Source organism: Rhodococcus sp. NPDC004095 (genome assembly GCF_053604015.1).
This window is the reverse complement of record NZ_JBSGGS010000007.1, coordinates 328,218-344,288: the sequence shown is the minus strand read 5'-3', so window position 1 is coordinate 344,288 and position 16,071 is coordinate 328,218. Positions and strand designations below refer to the sequence as shown.

Below are 16,071 nucleotides of genomic sequence, written 5' to 3'. Positions count from 1 at the left end.
TCGGTGTCCATCCTGGCGGCCAGTTCCCGTCGCAGTTCGGGCACCTTCAACTCGTCGACGAGGTACTTGATCTCGTACCGGTTGAACGCGTGCAGTTTGCTCGCGGTCTGCTGATAGCCCACCGGATCCGTCGGGACATCTTCGGCCGACTCGGCGACGGCCGGTCCAGAGCCATCATCAGGCGTGGATTGGTTCCGGAATCGGTCCAAGAATCTCATTGCTCTGCGATCTCCCGGCTACGTCGTTGTTTGCAGGGGACCCCTGCACGGGCGGTGAATAGTTCAAGTACAGCTCATGAACTTCACAAGAATCAGCAATGAACCTGGCAATCAACTGGGAATCCATCGCCGGCTCTTGCGCTGTGCAACCGTCCCAGTGCAGCGCGACGCGCAGCTCTCGAACCCGCACCGATTCGGCATGATCGTGCGGGTCCGGCGGCTGCGCTGTGTCGGCAGTTCTGCGCGACGGTCAGACTCGTGACACGCATCCAGCATCTCGCTTTCCGTCGCCGGAAGCGTCCCGCCGTGGCGGCATCTTCACGTACCGCAGGCGCGGTATGCGCCGCGAAACCGAAAGTGGCGAACGGTGCGGCGAGTTCAGCTGACCTGCGGTCGGATCAGTCCGTTCTCGTAGGCGGCGATGACCAGCTGCGCCCGATCGTGGGCCTGGAGCTTGGTCATGATGCGATTGACATGGGTCTTGGCGGTGTGAGGCGAGATCACCAGGTCGGTTGCGATCTCGTCGTTGGATCGGCCCGCGCCGACCAGGGTGAGCACCTCGACCTCCCGCTCCGTCAGATGCTCGAGTGCCGGTGGCACCCGGTCGGTGGCTGCCGCAGGCTGGACGTAGCGATTGATGAGGCTGCGGGTCGCGGTGGGCGAGAGCAGGGCGTCGCCGCGGTGGACTGCCCGAATCGCCGAGATGATCTGGTCGGGTTCGAATCCCTTGCCGATGAACCCGCTCGCGCCGGCACGCAATGCGCCGACTATGTATTGGTCCTCTTCGAACGTGGTCAGGATCAGAATCTTCACCCCGGCGAGATCCGGGTCGGAGCAGATGGCCCGGGTCGCGGCAATTCCGTCGGTTCCGGGCATGCGGATGTCCATGAGCACCACGTCCGGTCGCAGGCTGCGGGCGAGTTCGATCGCGCGTTGTCCGTCATTGGCCTCTCCGACGACCTCGAGGCCGTCGGAGTGGGTCACGAGGTCCGTGATCGCCGATCGGATGAGTGCCTGGTCGTCGACGATGAGCACGCTGATCACGAACGTTCCTCCGCAGTCGTCGAGTTGTCGACGGGTTCGGTCGGCAGGTCGGCGACAAGTATCCACCTTCCCGTCCCGTCGTGCCCGTAGGTGAGCATGCCGCGAACCGACTCGACACGCTCGCCCATGCCGATCAGGCCCTGGCGCGTACCGAGATGCTCGCCGTCGCCGGGCACTGTCGGGTTCGTGACGGTGACACGCAGGGATCGGGGCCTGCACTCGACGAAAACGTGCGCCTCGCGGCCCGTTCCGTGCTTGTGCGCGTTGGTCAGCGCCTCCTGGATGATCCGCAGCGCAGTGATGTCCGTGGTCCCGGGCAGGTCGTGGCAGTCGCCCTCCATGCGAACGGTGACTGCCATGCCATGGCTCGCGAACGCCCGCACGACGTCGTCGAGTTGGGTGAGGCCGGGCAGACCGGCACCGGCGTCGGGGTCGCGCAGTGTCGCCATCAGATCGCCGATCTCGGCCAACACGGTGCGCGAGGCTCGGCGGACGATCGCCAGTGACTTCTCGGCGGCGGCCGGCCGATCGCGCAGCGCCGACGCCGCGACACCGGCGTGCAGGTTGATCACCGAGATCTGGTGGGCGACGACGTCGTGCAGATCGCGGGCGATCGCCAGCCGCGTTTCGGCGACCCGCTGGCGGGCCGGCGCCTCGCGGGTGCGTTCGGCCCGTTCGGCCCGTTCGGTGACGGCCGCGACATAGCCGCGCTGAGTTCGGACGGCCTCGCCGACCGCGCCGCCGAGCAGGACGGTCAGGACGCTCTGGAACTCGTTGTAACCGTCGACGGCGACCGCGACGAGCATGAGCGCCGCGACAACCGCGGCGATCGTCATGCCCTTCCGCCTGCTCGTGTTCAACACCGCCGTGTACACGGCGACGGCCACTGCCACGGGGAGCCCCGGGTTGAACACCCCGATGGAGACTCCGACTGCGACCAGAGCAACGACCGCGGGCAACACCACGAAGGGCGCCCGGTGCCGGGCGAGCAGGATAGCGGCCGCCGCCGCGTCGACGAGCACGGTGTCGGTGGACCACACGAAACCGGCGCCGGGATCGTCGGACAGAGTGCCACCCGTCACCACCACGGCCGTAACGACGACGTGGCCGATCCAGGGCATCGCCATGTGGAACGGCATGGCAGGTAACCCGACGCGCGTCACGCGTCCAGCTTCGCCCGTCGAGTCATGCCCCGCGTCCCCCGCCCGGGTGAACCCGCGTACCGCGCCTGCGGTACGCGGGTGTTCGGCCTGCCGATCCGGGCCGCGGCGTCACTCCCCTGCCGCGGGTTCCTGCCCCTCGGGGAACTCGGTACCGATGCGCTGCGCCTCACCGGTGGTCGCCGGGTCCGGACGGTCCGCCTGGTCCTGTGCGGCCATCTGCAGCCCGTTCAGGTCGGTGCGGAAGTAGATGACGTTGTAACGATCCCAGGTGGTCGCCACGAACTCGAGGTACCGGCCGCCGGCCCACGGGTGCATGAACCCGCCGTACAGCGACGGCACCAGCACTCCCGACAGGATGGTCTGCGTGCCACTCCACGGGCCCTCGAGCCGATCGGCCTGCCGGATCACCAACGAGTTCGTCGCGTCGGTGTACATCGCGACGTACTTGTTCAGGTAGCTGTTCCACTGCACCGACAGCTCGCTGACCGGCGACTCGATCACCGGCACGGCCGCCGACAGATCGGTCACCCAGGCGGACCCGTTCCAGTACTCGTAGGCGGCGAGGTTGCTGATCTGCGCGTCGGGCACGCGCGCGAGCAGCGCACCACCGCTGCGCCCCGATGGGGTGCCGAACTCGTAGACGTAGCCGTCGCGCTCGACGAACGCGCTCTGCTGGAAATTCGCGTTGTTCGAGTCGAACTGCGGGATGCCGGGGATGTCGAGCGCGGCCACGTTCGCGCGGACCGTCAGCGGGTCCAGGGTCCAGTTCTCGCCGTCGTCCGTCGACGACGCGAGCGCGGAGTACAGCGTCGTCCAGTTGCCCGGCGAGTCCCACGACCTGACGCCCATGACGCGCATGTACTGGACGCCGCCGACCGAGACACCTGCGGTGGGGATGACGGTGTACTCCCCGGGGATGCCGAAGCCGGGGACGATCTCCTTCGAGTGGTTCGGCGCGTCCAGTGGTGAGCTGTCGATGCGCATGCCGTCGGCGAGGGCGGTGTCCGAGCTACGGAACAGCACATTCGAGCGCCAGTCGTCGCCGTCGGAGCCGCACTTGCCGACCGTGTCGCCGAAGGCCATGAGCACGTTGTGCCCGCTGCCCGCGATGCCGTTGTCCCACATGATGCCCAGGTCGGTGCCCGAGACGTTGAACCGGTCGACGGTGTCGTTCGGGCTGCCGGGACCGGTGACCATCTCGATCGCCTTCGTCCGGCCGGTCAGCTGCGGCAGGCCGCCGTCCGGGGACCCGGTGATCCACGGCAGTGCCTTGCCGATGGAGCCCGTCGAACTGCCCGAGTTCTGCCCGCACGGCCCACCGGGCGCGTCGCCGGACGATCCGAAGGACTGTGCCGTGGCCGGCACCGCGGCGGCGGTCACGAGAAGCGCGGCCGAACCGGCCGCGACGAAGGCAGCCCGCGCGCGGCCGGCTGCGGACGGGTACTTGCGAGCGTGCACGAGCATGTCCTCCCCTTGACGGTTCGAGCCCTGACGACCCGCCCCGGCGCGAGCCCTGACGGCCCGGCGCGACCCAGACAATCACGAGAACGGTGTGACTGCCGGGTCTGGTGAGGAAATTGTTACCTCGGAGCAAATCGGTTCTCGGGCATCCTCGCCGAGGACGGCGCGGGGCCGCCATCCGATGTTCGAACGACGGCGACCCCGGGCCCGGACGAGATCCGGCCTCACTCCTGCGGCGTCAGGAACGCGGCGAGCGCCTCCGCGTAGGAGGTGACGTCGGCGGCGCCCATCAGCTCGCGTGCCGAGTGCATCGCCAGCTGCGGTGCCCCCACGTCGACGGTCGACAGCCCGGTCCGGGACGCGGTGATCGGCCCGATCGTCGACCCGCACGGCAGGTCGGCTCGGTGCACGTACCGCTGCAACGGCACCCCGGCCTGGTCGCAGGCCAGCGCGAACGCGCCCGCCCCGGCTGCGTCGGTGGCGTAGCGCAGGTTCTGGTTCACCTTGAGCACCGGACCCCCGTTCACCTCGATCCGGTGGGCGGGCTCGTGCCGGTCCGGGTAGTTGGGGTGGGTGGCGTGCGCCATGTCGCCCGATGCGCACACCGATCCCGCCATCGCGCGCAGGAAGTCCTCGCGACCGCCGCCGCGGCCGAGCACGATCCGTTCCAGGACCGAGTTCAGCAGGTCCGAGAAGGCGCCCCGGTCGGACATCGACCCGACCTCCTCGTGGTCGAACAGGGCGAGCACCGGGATCGCCTCCCCCGGGTTCTCGGTCGCCGCGAGCAGCGCCCGGCTGCCGGCGTAGCAGGTGCCCTGGTTGTCCAGCCGCGGCGCTGAGACCAGTTCGTCGTGCAGTCCCACCACGGTGCTCGGCGCGAGGTCGTGGGTCATCAGCTCCCAGCCGAGGACCGCGTCCGCGTCGACCCCGGCCTCGGCGGCGAGGAACCCGAGGAAGCTGCGCGGCGACGTGCCCACACCCCAGATCCCGTTCACGTGCCGCTGCGGGTCGAGGGTGACACCCTTGCGGTCGTCGGACAGGTGAATCGCCAGCTGCGGCACCCGCAGGATCGGCCGGTCCACCCGAATCAGGTGCTCCCGCAGGCTGTTTCCCTCCCGGACACTGAGCCGCCCGGAGATTCCGAGGTCGCGGTCGAGCCACGAGTTCAGCCACGCACCGCCGTACGGCTCGAGCCCGACCATCTGCCAGCCCGCGGACTCGACGTCGGGATGCTGCTTGACCCGCAGGTTCGGGCTGTCGGTGTGGCTACCGACGATCCGGAACGGCACGGCCTCGTGGCCCGCTCCTTCGGTGCTCCACGCGACCAGCGACCCGCCGCGCACCAGGAAGTAGCGCCCCGGTGCCGTGGGCCAGCCGTCGGTCTCGCGCAGTTCGACGAACCCGGCGGCGATCAGGTCGCCGGCCACCGTCGCGCACACGTGGAACGGTGACGGTGAGGCGTCGACGAACGAGCAGAGTCCGGGGGCGGTGGCGTCGGTCAGGGGGGCCATGAACGAATCCTAGGGCGTGTCTCCCGCTCCCCCTCGGATGCACCTGGCGAGACGATCATCGTCCGGAGCAGTTCGCGTCGCCCGGTCGCGGACGATGGTTTTCCCAACTCCAGGGCATTGCCAGCACTCTCCAGATCGTTTTCACGGTGAAGTGACCACGGAAGGGCGTCTGCAGTGAGCCGGACAGGTCAGCGCACCGGTGCGCTGCTGCGTCCCTGGGCCCGCCCGCTCAGCTCGGCGTCGAGTGTCGCCTGCGCCACGCGCATCTGCTCGGCGTACACGGGGTCCTGCAGCCGCCGCCACATCACATCCTCGGGCACGTCCTCGACCTGGCTCGTCACCCACCAGATGTTGCCGAACGGGTCCCTGATGCGCCCGCCACGCTGTCCGAACGCGCTGTCGCCCAACTCGGTGACCACCTCGGCACCGGCGGCGGCCGACTTCGCAAAGGTCTCGTCCGCGTTCGCGACGAATACGCGCAGCAGGCTCGGCATGATCGGCCACTCCGGGCGTCGATCGAAGGCGAGTACGACGGTATCGCCGACCCGGATCTCGCCGTGGCCGATCGATCCGTCTTCGGTCGCCACGCGCGCGAGCTCCGTGCCGTCGAACACGTGTGAGACGAAGTCGAGGAACGCGCCGGTGTCGTCGGTGACGACCCAGGGGGCGACGCTCGTGTAGCCGGTCGGGTTGGCGTTGTGCAGATCGGACATTCTCGGTTCCTTTCGAGGACGTTCCACTGTCGCTGCCCCAAGCTAGACGCGAAATAGGACTGTTTCTGTCCTGGATGCGAGGAAGATCGAGGAATGGCCGGACCCACCTCACGCCTGCTCACGATGCTGTCGCTGCTCCAGACTTCGCGCACGTGGTCCGGCAGCGAACTCGCCGAACGGTTGGCGGTCACGCAACGCACGGTGCGGCGAGATGTCGACCGGCTGCGTGAGATGGGCTATCCCATCGACGCCGACCTCGGCGCCCACGGCGGCTATCGCCTGGCGGCGGGCACGTCGATGCCGCCGCTGCTTCTCGAAGACGACGAGGCCGTCGCCGTCGCACTCGGGCTGCGCACGGTCGCCGTCCACGGCCTGCCCGAGCTCGCGGACGCCGGCGTCCGCGCGCTCACCAAGCTGAGCCAGTCGCTCCCCGCCCGGCTGCGAGAGCGTGTGCGCACCTTGGGCATTGCTGCCATTCCCCGGGCGCGGGCGTCGGGGAACACCGTCGACGCGGACGTCCTCACCGTGCTCTCCGCCTCGATCGCGAATCGGGAACGAGTCCGCCTGGAGTACGAGGATCGCAGCGGCCATCTCAGCGCCCGACACCTCGAACCACAACGGCTGGTCAACATGAATCAGCGTTGGTACCTCGTCGCGTTCGACCTCGATCGCGACGATTGGCGCCGCTTCCGGGCGGATCGGATCTCGGCTCCGCGAGGCACAGGAGCCCGGGCGCGGGAACTCATGCCCGACGAGGAAGTGCTCGCGCACCTCGAGCGCGCCGAGCTCGCGATGGCGCCGACACACCGGGCGGATGTGACACTGCACCTCCCGCTCGCGCTCGCCCGCATGCGTTTGCGTGATCACCTCGGTGACGGTGAGCTCACGGCTGAAGGCGATACGACCAGATGGCGCACCGCGTCGGACACCGTGGAGTGGCTGGCGTTACGGCTGCTCATTCTGGACTGCCGCTTCGTCGTGCACGGGCCTCAGGAGCTGAAGGATCAGCTCAGCAGGATCCACGAGCGGACCCGCTGATGGTCGGTGTGCGAGGCGCCCTGTCCCCGGTCGTCAGTGCTGCCCCAGGTCGTCAGTGCGGCTGCCCCGACACGCAGAAGCGATTGCCGTCCGGGTCGGTCAGCGTCACCCAGCGGAAACCGTCCATGTCGTGCCGCTCGTACTCGCTCGCGCCGGCGTCGACCAGCCGCGCCACCTCCGCGTCGAGGTCGGTCGACGACAGGTCCAGGTGCACCCGGTTCTTGCCGGGCGTCGGGTCCGGCACCTTCTGGAACGCCAGCTTGTAGGGTGCCCCCGGGATCCCGACCAGGTAGAACCAGCCGTCGTTGTCCGCCTCGACCCGGCCGCCGGTCTGCTCCGCCCACCAGGTCGCCAGCGGACCGGGCTCAGCGCTGTCGAACGTGATCATCGCCAGTGTCATCGTCATGGCGGCACGGTACTGCCGGGCACCGACATGTGCGCCGGCGCCGGTTCGCTCCGCTACGGTTGTCGCCCAGGACAGCCACTGCCTGCACAGACCGATCACGGAGTGAAACGAATGCCCGAAATCTTGCCCGCTGCAGCCGCTTCCGAGTCCCAGACGGTGGCGAGCCCGTTGACTCCGGCGGCGATCTTCCTGGTCGCGACGATCGACGAGGGCGGCGAGTCGGTGACGCGGCAGGTGCTCGCGGACGCGGCCGGCCTGCGGCGGTCGGTGGGGCTGCGACTGCCCGGTGCGGGGCTGGAGCTGATCGTGAGCATCGGGTCCGCGGCGTGGGACCGACTGTTCACCGGGCCCCGGCCGGCGCAGTTGCACCCGTTCCCGGTCCTGCGCGGCGCCAGGCATCAGGCCCCGTCCACGCCGGGTGACCTGCTGTTCCACCTCCGCGCGATGAGCATGGACGCCTGCTTCGAGCTCGCCCACCACCTCATCAAGCGGCTGTCGGGCGCGGCGACGGTCGTCGACGAGGTGCACGGCTTCCAGTACTTCGAGAACCGTGACCTGATCGGGTTCGTGGACGGTACCGAGAACCCGAGCGGGAAGGAGGCGGTGGCCGCCGTCACCGTCGGCGACGAGGACCACGCGTTCAGCGGCGGCTCCTACGTGCACGTGCAGCGGTACGTACACGACATGGACGCGTGGGAGGCGCTGCCGGTTCCGGAGCAGGAGAACGTGATCGGCCGCACCAAGCTCGACGACATCGAGATGGGCGACGACGTCAAACCGGCCAACTCGCACGTCGCGCTCAACGCGATCAAGGACGAGGAGGGCAACTCGATGGAGATCCTGCGCGCCAACATGCCGTACGGCCGCGTCGGCGACGGTGAGATGGGCACCTTCTTCATCGGCTACTGCCGTACCCCGGACATCACCGAGCGGATGCTGGAGAACATGTTCCTCGGCAACCCGCGCGGCAACTACGACCGGCTGCTGGACTTTTCGACGCCGGTGACGGGCTCCGCGTTCTTCACCCCGAGCGCCGACTTCTTCGACGCGCTGCCCGCCCCGCCGGCCCCCGTCGCCTAGCGGACCGGTCGGGCCGCTGGGCCGACCACCGATGCCGGCGCACGGGCCGTTCCGTGCACCGGCTCCCGCTCAGTGCCCGGGCAGCACGCAGGTGGTGTCCAGGCCGAGGACGTGGTTGAGCCGGCCGAACGCCAGCCACGACCCGATGCTCATCGACAGTTCGACGATCTCGGCCTGCGTGTAGTGCGCAGTCATCCGGTCCCAGAACTCGTCGTCGAGTCCGTGGTGGTCGAGGGCGTACCGCTCGGCGTACTCGGCGGCGAGGCGGGTGCGGTCGTCGAAGGCCTCGGTGGTGCGCCAGTTCTCGACATCCTCGTCGAAGCCGATCTCGACCTTGACGCCGTCGCGGTCGGTGCGCCAGTCCTGGCAGAAGATGCAGCCGTTGATCTGGGCGATCCGAAGCCGGGCCGCCTCGAACGCGCGCAGGTCGATGCTCGAGTGCTCGTACACCGACAGCGAGAACTGCGAGGCGGCGATCCCGATGCCGGGGACCATCTCACCCCACACGTAGCCGATCGGGTCCTTGCCCTCGGGGATGTCGATGTTCATACCGTCGTCCTTTCCGATGTCGTGAACCTGTCCGATGCGGTGAGCTTGCCGACGCCAGGGCGCAGCGGCACGTCGAGCGCGTCGTAGAGACCCGGCTCGGCGGCCACGAGCCAGTCGATGGCACCGACCAGGCGCCCGACCGCGGTCGCGTTGCCGCCGGCCGACCGGTTGCCGCCCTCGTCGGTGGCCTCGACGGCGACCTCGATCCGCGGCCTGCCCTCGATGATCACCTTGTGGGCGCCGGCGCCGCCGTCCGCGGGGCTGGGCCAGTCGGGCGCGCAGGACGGGTGGATGCGGGTGACGTGCTCGATCACGATTCGCGGCTCGCCGCCGACGATGCCCTGTACCTCGAACCGCAACGCGCCCTGGGTGCCCTCCTCGAAGTCGCCCATGGTCGCGGTGGTGACGGTGGATTCCAGGGGCCTGCGCAGGAGGGTCTCGCGGATCTCGTCGAGTTCGACACCGAGCGCCCGCGCCATCATCCGGACCTGACCGCCCCACACCATCGTCGGAATGCCGGGCGCAACCATCGGCGGCGCGTAGTCCATGGGCTGCCCCATGCCGACCAGCCACCGGACGGAATCGGGCTGGTCGTAGGTGGAGTAGTCGAAGATCTCCTGGCAGCGGATCACGTCGACGGTGGTCGCCAGACCGCTGAGCAGCAGCGGCAGGACGTCGTTGCCCCAACCGGGGTCGATGCCGGAGGCGAACAGCGATCCACCACCCTCGTCGATCGCGTCCTGGATCGCCTGACGCATCTCGGCGGGCGCGCTGCGGTGGTCGTACAGCGGATACGGGGATGTGGTCACGACGACGGCGCCGGCCCGGATCGCGACGACGATGTCGGCGAGCGCGTCGTCGGGTCGGATGTCGCCGGACGCCGCGTACACGACGGCGTCGGGCTTCGACGCCAGCACGGCGTCGACGTCGGCGGTGGCCGCGACTCCGAGCTCGCGGCCGACGTCGCCGAGGTCACCGGCGTCGCGGCCGACCTTGTCGGGGTTGTGGACGAGGACGGCGGCGAGTTCCAGTTCGGGATGCGCGTCGACGGCGCGGATCGCCGCGCGGCCGACATTTCCGGTGCCCCAGACGACCGTGGTGATCATGGCTGCGCACGCTACGACATGGAACAGGTTCTCGCGGCGGAATCAGGCGCTTCGCGCGACGTCGAGCGCGTCGTGCACGCCCGGCGGCCGGCCCGCCAGCACCGCGATCGCGTCGACAAGCCGGTCGACGGCGGCCGCGGCGCCGTCCCGGGACCCCGGCTCGATCGTGACCTCCACCCGCGGATCCCCCTCGACGACCACCAGGTGCACGGTCCCGCCCGCGGGCACGGTCGGCCAGTCGGGCGCGCAGTCGGGGTGGATCCGGCCGATGTGTTCGATGACGATCCGAGGCTCACCGTCCACGATGCCCTGCACCTCGAACCGCACCGCGCCCTGACCGCCCGCCTCGAACTTGCCCATGGTGTCGGTTTCGACGGTCACCTCGATCTGCACTCGGTCCACGGATTCCCGGATCAGGTCGAGTTCTACGCCGAGGGCGCGCGCCAGCAGCCGCACCCGGTCACCCCACACCATCGTCGGCATCCGCGGCGCCAGCATCGGCGGCAGGTAGGACAGCGGCTCTCCCATGCCCATCAGGTAGCGGACCGATCCGGGGAGGTCGTAGCCCGAGTAGTCGACGATCTCCCGGCAGCGGATCGACCGCGCGCCGGCGTCGAGGCCGCCGAGCACCAGCGGCAGCACGTGGTTGGCCCAGTCCGGGTCGACGTCACCCACGTACAGGGAACCGCGACCGGCCACGATCGCGGACTGGATCTCCTCGCGGACCACGGGTTCGGCGGCGCGGTGGTCGTGCAGCGGGTAGATCGGCGGCGTCACCACCACGGCACCGGTCCGCAGCGCCGCGACGAGGTCGGCGACCGCATCGCGAGACCGGGTGGTGCCGGAGCCGGCGTAGACCACCGCACCCGGACGCGTCGCGAGCACCGCGGCGGCATCGTCCGTGGCGACGATCCCGAGCGTGCGCCCGAGTCCGGCGAGGTGGCCGGCGTCGCGACCGACGCGGTCCCCGGCCGGCACGAGGACGGCGGTCAGGTCCAGCGCCGGATGCGCGTCGACGGCGCGGATCGCGTCCCGCGCGATGCTGCCGGCGCCCCACACGATGGTCGAGATCATGGCCGGACGGTAGCAGGACGGGGCGCACTCCGCCGCCGGGCACGTCCCGGGAAAAGCCGCGTGCACAGGGCTTTCCGCGCCTGCACACGGGTGTTCGGCGGACATCTCCCGTGTGCATGCGGGAACGGGTGTGTGCACGCGGGTTCTGTGCGGGGTGGGCACGGCATGACGAACGACGGCCCCGGGAGTCCCGGGGCCGTCGGTGCGTCCGACGTCAGGCGGAGACGACGCTCTCGAGGACGGAGTAGAACATGCCGAGCCCGTCGTCGCTCGGGCCGGTGAGCGGCTCGGTCGCGTGCTCGGGGTGCGGCATCAGGCCGACGACGCGGCCGTTCGCGGACGCGATGCCCGCGATGCCGCGCTGCGAACCGTTCGGGTTGTTGCCGGCGTAGCGGAACACCACACGGCCCTCCCCCTCCAGCTCGTCGAGCACCTTCTCCGACGCCTGGTAGCGGCCCTCACCCGACTTGAGCGGGATGAGGATCTCGGCGCCGGTCTCGTAGCGGGTGGTCCACGCGGTCGAGGTGGACTCGACCTTCAGCCACTCGTCGCGGCAGATGAAGTGCAGGCCCTCGTTGCGGGTCAGCGCGCCGGGCAGCAGACCGGCCTCGCAGAGCACCTGGAAGCCGTTGCAGATGCCGAGGACGGGCATGCCACCCTTGGCGGCCTCCACGACCTTGCCCATCACCGGCGCGAACCGGGCGATCGCGCCGCAGCGCAGGTAGTCGCCGTAGGAGAAGCCACCGGGGACGATGACGGCGTCGACACCCTTGAGGTCGGCGTCGCCGTGCCAGAGGCTGACGGCCTCGCCACCGGACAGGGTCACCGCGCGGGCGGCGTCGACGTCGTCGAGGGTGCCCGGGAAGGTGATGACTCCGATACGGGCGCTCATGCCTCGACGTCGATTCGCCGCACGGCCCAGTCCTCGATCACCGTGTTGGCGAGCAGGCCTTCGGCGATCTTCTCGAGCTCGGCGTCCTCGACGCTGCCGTCGATCTCGAGCTCGAACCGCTTGCCCTGGCGGACGTCGGACACGCCGGCGAAGCCCAGCCGGGACAGCGCCCCGACGATGGCCTGCCCCTGCGGGTCGAGGATCTCGGCCTTGGGCATGACTTCGACAACGACACGGGCCACGTGCTGCTCCTCGCTTGGTGCTGCGTTTGTGCCCGGGAGAATCACGCGGGCAACTGGCAGTTTACCGGTCCACCCGCCCACCCTCCGCACCGCCCGACCACCGCCGAGTGAACGGAACCGTTCAGTCGATCGGATCGACCGAATGCTTCCGTTCACTCGATCACCGGAACCGCTGGCCCGGTGTGAACCAGCGCATACTCGAGGGCATGCAGCTCACCCACTTCGGCCATTCCTGCCTGCTCGTCGAGCACCTCGGTTCGAAGATCCTCTTCGACCCCGGCAACTTCTCGCACGGCTTCGAGGGCATCACCGGTCTGGACGCGATCGCGATCACCCACCAGCATCCCGACCACGCCGACCCGGCCCGGTTGCCGGCGCTGGTCGAGGCCAACCCGGATGCGGCGCTGTACGCGGACCCGCAGACGGCGGCGCAGCTCGGCGACGGCTGGACGGCGGTGCGTCCGGGCGACGCGTTCAACGTCGGGCGGGCGCACCTGCGCGGCACCGGCGGCAGGCACGCGGTGATCCACCCCGACCTCGCGGTCATCGACAACACCGCGTTCCTGCTCGGCGACGACGAGCACCCGGCCCGGCTGCTGCACCCGGGCGACTCGCTGTACATCCCACACGAGAAGGTCGACGTGCTCGCGCTGCCCGCGGCCGCGCCGTGGCTGAAGATCTCGGAGGCGATCGACTACCTGCGCGCGGTGGCGCCTCGGGTGGCGGTGCCGATCCACCAGGCGATCCTCGCGGACCAGGCGACCGGCATCTTCTACGGCCGTTACTCCGAGATGGCCCCGGCCGGCACGGAGTTCCGGGTGCTGAGCGAGGAGTCGGGCACCGAGGTGTCCTGAGCCGGACCGCGCACAGGGGTTCCGCTCACAGCCACTGCACCAGTTGCCAGACGATGCCGTTGGGGTCCGAGAACTGGCAGTAGCGCTCACCCCAGGGCTCGGTCTCGGGTTCGGTGACGACGGTGGCACCTGCTGCGGCGATGCGGGCGAACTCGGCGTCGATGTCGTCGACGACGAACACGATCAGCAGGCCCTGACCTGCCGGTCCCGCGATCGACGCCGGCTTGAACGTGCCCAGGCCGGTGCGCAGGAAGATCACGTTGACGCCGGCGTCCGGGTGCGCGAGGGAGACGAAGCCGTCGTCGGCCATGGCCTCGGTGAAGCCGAAGTGGGTCTTGGCGAACTCCGCGGATGCGGCGGGGTCCGCGACGTTCAGGGAAAGCGCGGTGCCTGCGATCTTCATGTGACCTCCACTCGACGAGAAACCTTATGCAACGTACAACGTATTTCCCACATCGGATTGTTCCCACCGGAGGTGCCCGATGGCGCTGGACCTGATCGACCTGCTGTGGCGAGACCACCCCGCCGCACCGAAGGGCGGCACCCGGGGGCCGCGGTCGAAGGTCACCACGGCACAGACCGTCGACGCCGCGCTCGCCGTCGCCGACGCCGAGGGTCTGGACGCCCTGACCGTCCGACGGATCGCGGCCGACCTGGGGATCTCCACGATGGCGCTCTACACGCATGTGGGGTCCCGCGACGATCTGCTCGTGCTCATGGCCGACGCCGTCCGCGCGCGTCGGCCGCGGGCGCCGTACCGGAGCGACGCCTGGCGCGACCGGGTACGCCAGGTCGCCGAGGAGGAGCTGGCGCTGCACGCCGCGCACCGGTGGCTGATCGACGTCACCGACCAGCGCACGTCGTTCGGCCCCGGCACGATCGCGCACTACGACCACGACCTGCAGGCCTTCGACCCGACGCCCTTGGACGACGTCACCCGCGACGCCGCACTGACGTTCGTCACGGACTTCGTCCGGTCCGCGGCGCGTGCTCGCCGGCCCGACCCGCGGGCCGCCGACATCGCCGAGGCGTGGTCGAACTGGAACGAACGGCTGGGCACCTACCTCGGCGCGGACTTCGGCCTCGCGCGACGGGTCGGCGCCGCCGCCGGCGCGGCGATGAACACGTCGTACAGTCCGGACGCCGCCTGGAGTTTCGGGCTCGACCGCGTCCTGGACTCGTTGTCCGTCCTGATCGAGCCGGACCGCTCGTGACGCGGTCGAGCGTGCGCGACTGTCACTGTCGAGCGAGGCAGGTCGCGGCACGTCCGGTGTGTCGGCACCGTCACACCTCGGCGATCGAGGCCGACCGCGGACGTACCTAAAATGGTGCGGTGCCGAAACTGATCGACCACGACCAACGAAAGCAGGAGATCGCCGAGGCGGTGTGGCGCCTGATCCTGCGCCACGGCATCACCGCGGTCTCGGTGCGCGACGTCGCCGCGGAGGCCGACCTGTCGACCGGATCGCTGAGGCACACGTTCGCGAGCAAGGCCGATCTGCTTGCCTACTCGATGCGACTGGTCCACGTCCGGGCGCGGTACCGGATCCTCACACACGTGACCGTCGCGGAGCCGCGGGCCCGCGCGCTGGCGATGCTGTCCGAGCTGCTCCCCCTCGACGACGTCCGGCGCTGTGAGATGGAGGTCAACCTCGCCCTGGTGGCCGAGGCGCCGGCACATCCCGAGCTCGGGGCGATCGCGCTGGACGCGCAGAGGGACATGCGGCTCGGATGCGGGAAGATCCTCGCCGACCTGGCACGGCACGGTCTGGTCGCCGCGTCGCGGGACATCGACGCCGAGGCGATGCATCTGCACGCGTTGATCGACGGCGCGGCGATGCACGCCGTGCTCGGCGAGACGGACAGCCCGGAGAGTGCGCTGCGGATGGTCACCGAGCATCTCGACTCGCTCGCCGGGTAGACCCGGCTACGCAACCTCGAGGTCGTCCCGGCGCGACCGCCAGCGATAGGTGTCGGCGCGGGCCTCGTGGTGCAGGGCGAGGTCGACCGCGTCGAGCACGGCCTGCCGCGGACCGGGTTGCGCGAGCTGCTTGGCGGAGATCGCGAGCCGGACGATGCCACCGCGACGAGCGGTCCGACCGGCTCCGAGCACCAGCGCGCGACACCGCCACGGTTCCGAACGGAATCCGTCGCCGATGCCGAGCACCCGCGCCTTCACGACGGTGCCGCGGTCGAGGTCGTGAATGCCGGTGAGCCCGGCGAGCGGCCGGAATCCGGTGTGCGGCAACGCCGTCACCGCGCCCTGCGACGCCTGCCAGCGGGGCGCCGCGAACGCCCGGGTCCGCAGTCCCGTCTCCTCCATCACCCGGTCGGCGGCGAGCAGGCGCAGCGTCGCCTCGTGCTGCGGCAGGGCCGCGAACTCGGCGCGGCGCTTCTTGGTGGCGGCCTGGTCGTAGCCGTGCAGCACGATCGCGTCGCCGCCGTCCCGGCGGGTACGCAACCAGTCCTGGGTCGGTTCGTCCCGTACGAGTCGGTATTTGTCCTTGAGCCGCGGGGCGACCAGCAGCGACAGCGGTACACCCCGCGCGTCCATCTCGTCCGCGAACCCGGCTGCGAGTTCCCGGGTCTCGTCCCTGATCCCCGACACCGACACGATCAGCGTTGCGGCCATGCGGTCAGCCTGGCAGCCGAAGATGAACAGGCGCTGACGCGCTCGTGAGCGGTTTGTGGGTCCCTGGACCCGTGAACCGCGCACGAGC

Annotated in this window: 18 protein-coding genes and 1 pseudogene; 5 read left to right on the top strand and 14 right to left on the bottom strand. The window is 69.9% G+C overall.

All coding sequences use genetic code 11. The annotated features are described in order from the left end of the window. The 6 genes and pseudogenes from ACWEPG_RS16500 to ACWEPG_RS16475 all read right to left on the bottom strand — a co-directional run. Window positions 1-218: pseudogene (locus ACWEPG_RS16500) on the bottom strand (vacuolar transporter); the annotation flags it as partial. Window positions 219-596: 378 nt separating this feature from the next. Further along, window positions 597-1,262 (bottom strand): response regulator transcription factor, encoded by a 666-nt coding sequence (locus ACWEPG_RS16495; RefSeq protein ID WP_452594814.1) that lies wholly within the window; start codon window positions 1,260-1,262, stop codon window positions 597-599. Beyond that, window positions 1,259-2,425 carry a sensor histidine kinase gene (locus tag ACWEPG_RS16490; protein WP_452594813.1) on the bottom strand — a complete coding sequence of 389 codons (1,167 nt, stop codon included), beginning with the start codon at window positions 2,423-2,425 and terminating at the stop codon, window positions 1,259-1,261. Before ACWEPG_RS16490 ends, ACWEPG_RS16495 begins: the two co-directional genes overlap by 4 nt. Before the next feature lie 108 nt (window positions 2,426-2,533). Then, window positions 2,534-3,889 carry a DUF4185 domain-containing protein gene (locus ACWEPG_RS16485; protein ID WP_450115363.1) on the bottom strand — a complete coding sequence of 452 codons (1,356 nt, stop codon included), beginning with the start codon at window positions 3,887-3,889 and terminating at the stop codon, window positions 2,534-2,536. Between the two features lie 221 nt (window positions 3,890-4,110). Further along, window positions 4,111-5,397, bottom strand: coding sequence for a M18 family aminopeptidase (locus ACWEPG_RS16480; protein WP_452594812.1), 1,287 nt, complete (start codon window positions 5,395-5,397; stop codon window positions 4,111-4,113). Window positions 5,398-5,585: 188 nt separating this feature from the next. Continuing rightward, window positions 5,586-6,110 carry a VOC family protein gene (locus tag ACWEPG_RS16475; RefSeq protein WP_450133070.1) on the bottom strand — a complete coding sequence of 175 codons (525 nt, stop codon included), beginning with the start codon at window positions 6,108-6,110 and terminating at the stop codon, window positions 5,586-5,588. A gap of 93 nt (window positions 6,111-6,203) precedes the next feature. Here ACWEPG_RS16475 and ACWEPG_RS16470 point away from each other — a divergent pair, with 93 nt between their 5' ends. Continuing rightward, window positions 6,204-7,148, top strand: coding sequence for a helix-turn-helix transcriptional regulator (locus ACWEPG_RS16470; RefSeq protein WP_452594811.1), 945 nt, complete (start codon window positions 6,204-6,206; stop codon window positions 7,146-7,148). A 52-nt stretch (window positions 7,149-7,200) separates the two neighbouring features. On the opposite strand, the gene ACWEPG_RS16465 is transcribed toward ACWEPG_RS16470, so the two are convergent. Further along, window positions 7,201-7,554 (bottom strand): VOC family protein, encoded by a 354-nt coding sequence (locus ACWEPG_RS16465; RefSeq protein ID WP_450133072.1) that lies wholly within the window; start codon window positions 7,552-7,554, stop codon window positions 7,201-7,203. A gap of 111 nt (window positions 7,555-7,665) precedes the next feature. Here ACWEPG_RS16465 and ACWEPG_RS16460 point away from each other — a divergent pair, with 111 nt between their 5' ends. Further along, window positions 7,666-8,634, top strand: a complete 969-nt coding sequence (locus ACWEPG_RS16460; protein ID WP_452594810.1) for a Dyp-type peroxidase — start codon at window positions 7,666-7,668, stop codon at window positions 8,632-8,634. Window positions 8,635-8,703: 69 nt separating this feature from the next. On the opposite strand, the gene ACWEPG_RS16455 is transcribed toward ACWEPG_RS16460, so the two are convergent. From ACWEPG_RS16455 to purS, 5 genes are all read right to left on the bottom strand, one after another. Further along, a complete protein-coding gene (locus ACWEPG_RS16455; RefSeq protein ID WP_450115370.1) occupies window positions 8,704-9,183 on the bottom strand; it encodes a carboxymuconolactone decarboxylase family protein in 480 nt (159 codons plus the stop codon). Next, the gene (locus tag ACWEPG_RS16450; protein ID WP_452594809.1) at window positions 9,180-10,289 is read right to left on the bottom strand and encodes an NAD(P)H-dependent amine dehydrogenase family protein; all 1,110 of its coding nucleotides are present in this window, start codon (window positions 10,287-10,289) and stop codon (window positions 9,180-9,182) included. Before ACWEPG_RS16450 ends, ACWEPG_RS16455 begins: the two co-directional genes overlap by 4 nt. A 42-nt stretch (window positions 10,290-10,331) precedes the next feature. Continuing rightward, entirely contained in the window at window positions 10,332-11,363 is a 1,032-nt protein-coding gene (locus ACWEPG_RS16445; protein ID WP_452594808.1) for an NAD(P)H-dependent amine dehydrogenase family protein, read from the bottom strand. A 214-nt stretch (window positions 11,364-11,577) separates the two neighbouring features. Continuing rightward, window positions 11,578-12,255: a phosphoribosylformylglycinamidine synthase subunit PurQ gene (gene purQ / locus ACWEPG_RS16440; RefSeq protein ID WP_450133075.1), complete on the bottom strand. Its 678-nt coding sequence runs from the start codon at window positions 12,253-12,255 to the stop codon at window positions 11,578-11,580. Next, window positions 12,252-12,497 carry a phosphoribosylformylglycinamidine synthase subunit PurS gene (purS, locus tag ACWEPG_RS16435; protein WP_007529998.1) on the bottom strand — a complete coding sequence of 82 codons (246 nt, stop codon included), beginning with the start codon at window positions 12,495-12,497 and terminating at the stop codon, window positions 12,252-12,254. The genes purQ and purS overlap by 4 nt, the downstream gene beginning before the upstream one ends. Before the next feature lie 206 nt (window positions 12,498-12,703). Here purS and ACWEPG_RS16430 point away from each other — a divergent pair, with 206 nt between their 5' ends. Continuing rightward, on the top strand, window positions 12,704-13,351 hold the full coding sequence (locus tag ACWEPG_RS16430; RefSeq protein WP_452594807.1) for an MBL fold metallo-hydrolase: 648 nt from the start codon (window positions 12,704-12,706) through the stop codon (window positions 13,349-13,351). Window positions 13,352-13,376: 25 nt separating this feature from the next. On the opposite strand, the gene ACWEPG_RS16425 is transcribed toward ACWEPG_RS16430, so the two are convergent. Next, complete coding sequence (locus ACWEPG_RS16425) at window positions 13,377-13,754, bottom strand: VOC family protein (protein ID WP_452594806.1); 378 nt, start codon at window positions 13,752-13,754, stop codon at window positions 13,377-13,379. Window positions 13,755-13,833: 79 nt separating this feature from the next. Between ACWEPG_RS16425 and ACWEPG_RS16420 the strand changes: the two genes are divergently transcribed. Further along, window positions 13,834-14,565 carry a TetR/AcrR family transcriptional regulator gene (locus tag ACWEPG_RS16420; protein ID WP_450133078.1) on the top strand — a complete coding sequence of 244 codons (732 nt, stop codon included), beginning with the start codon at window positions 13,834-13,836 and terminating at the stop codon, window positions 14,563-14,565. 119 nt (window positions 14,566-14,684) lie between these two features. Then, on the top strand, window positions 14,685-15,272 hold the full coding sequence (locus ACWEPG_RS16415; RefSeq protein WP_450115377.1) for a TetR/AcrR family transcriptional regulator: 588 nt from the start codon (window positions 14,685-14,687) through the stop codon (window positions 15,270-15,272). A 6-nt stretch (window positions 15,273-15,278) separates the two neighbouring features. Here ACWEPG_RS16415 and ACWEPG_RS16410 read toward each other — a convergent pair whose 3' ends face one another. Then, a complete protein-coding gene (locus ACWEPG_RS16410) occupies window positions 15,279-15,983 on the bottom strand; it encodes a DUF2334 domain-containing protein (RefSeq protein WP_452594805.1) in 705 nt (234 codons plus the stop codon). Between the last annotated feature and the right edge of the window lie 88 nt (window positions 15,984-16,071).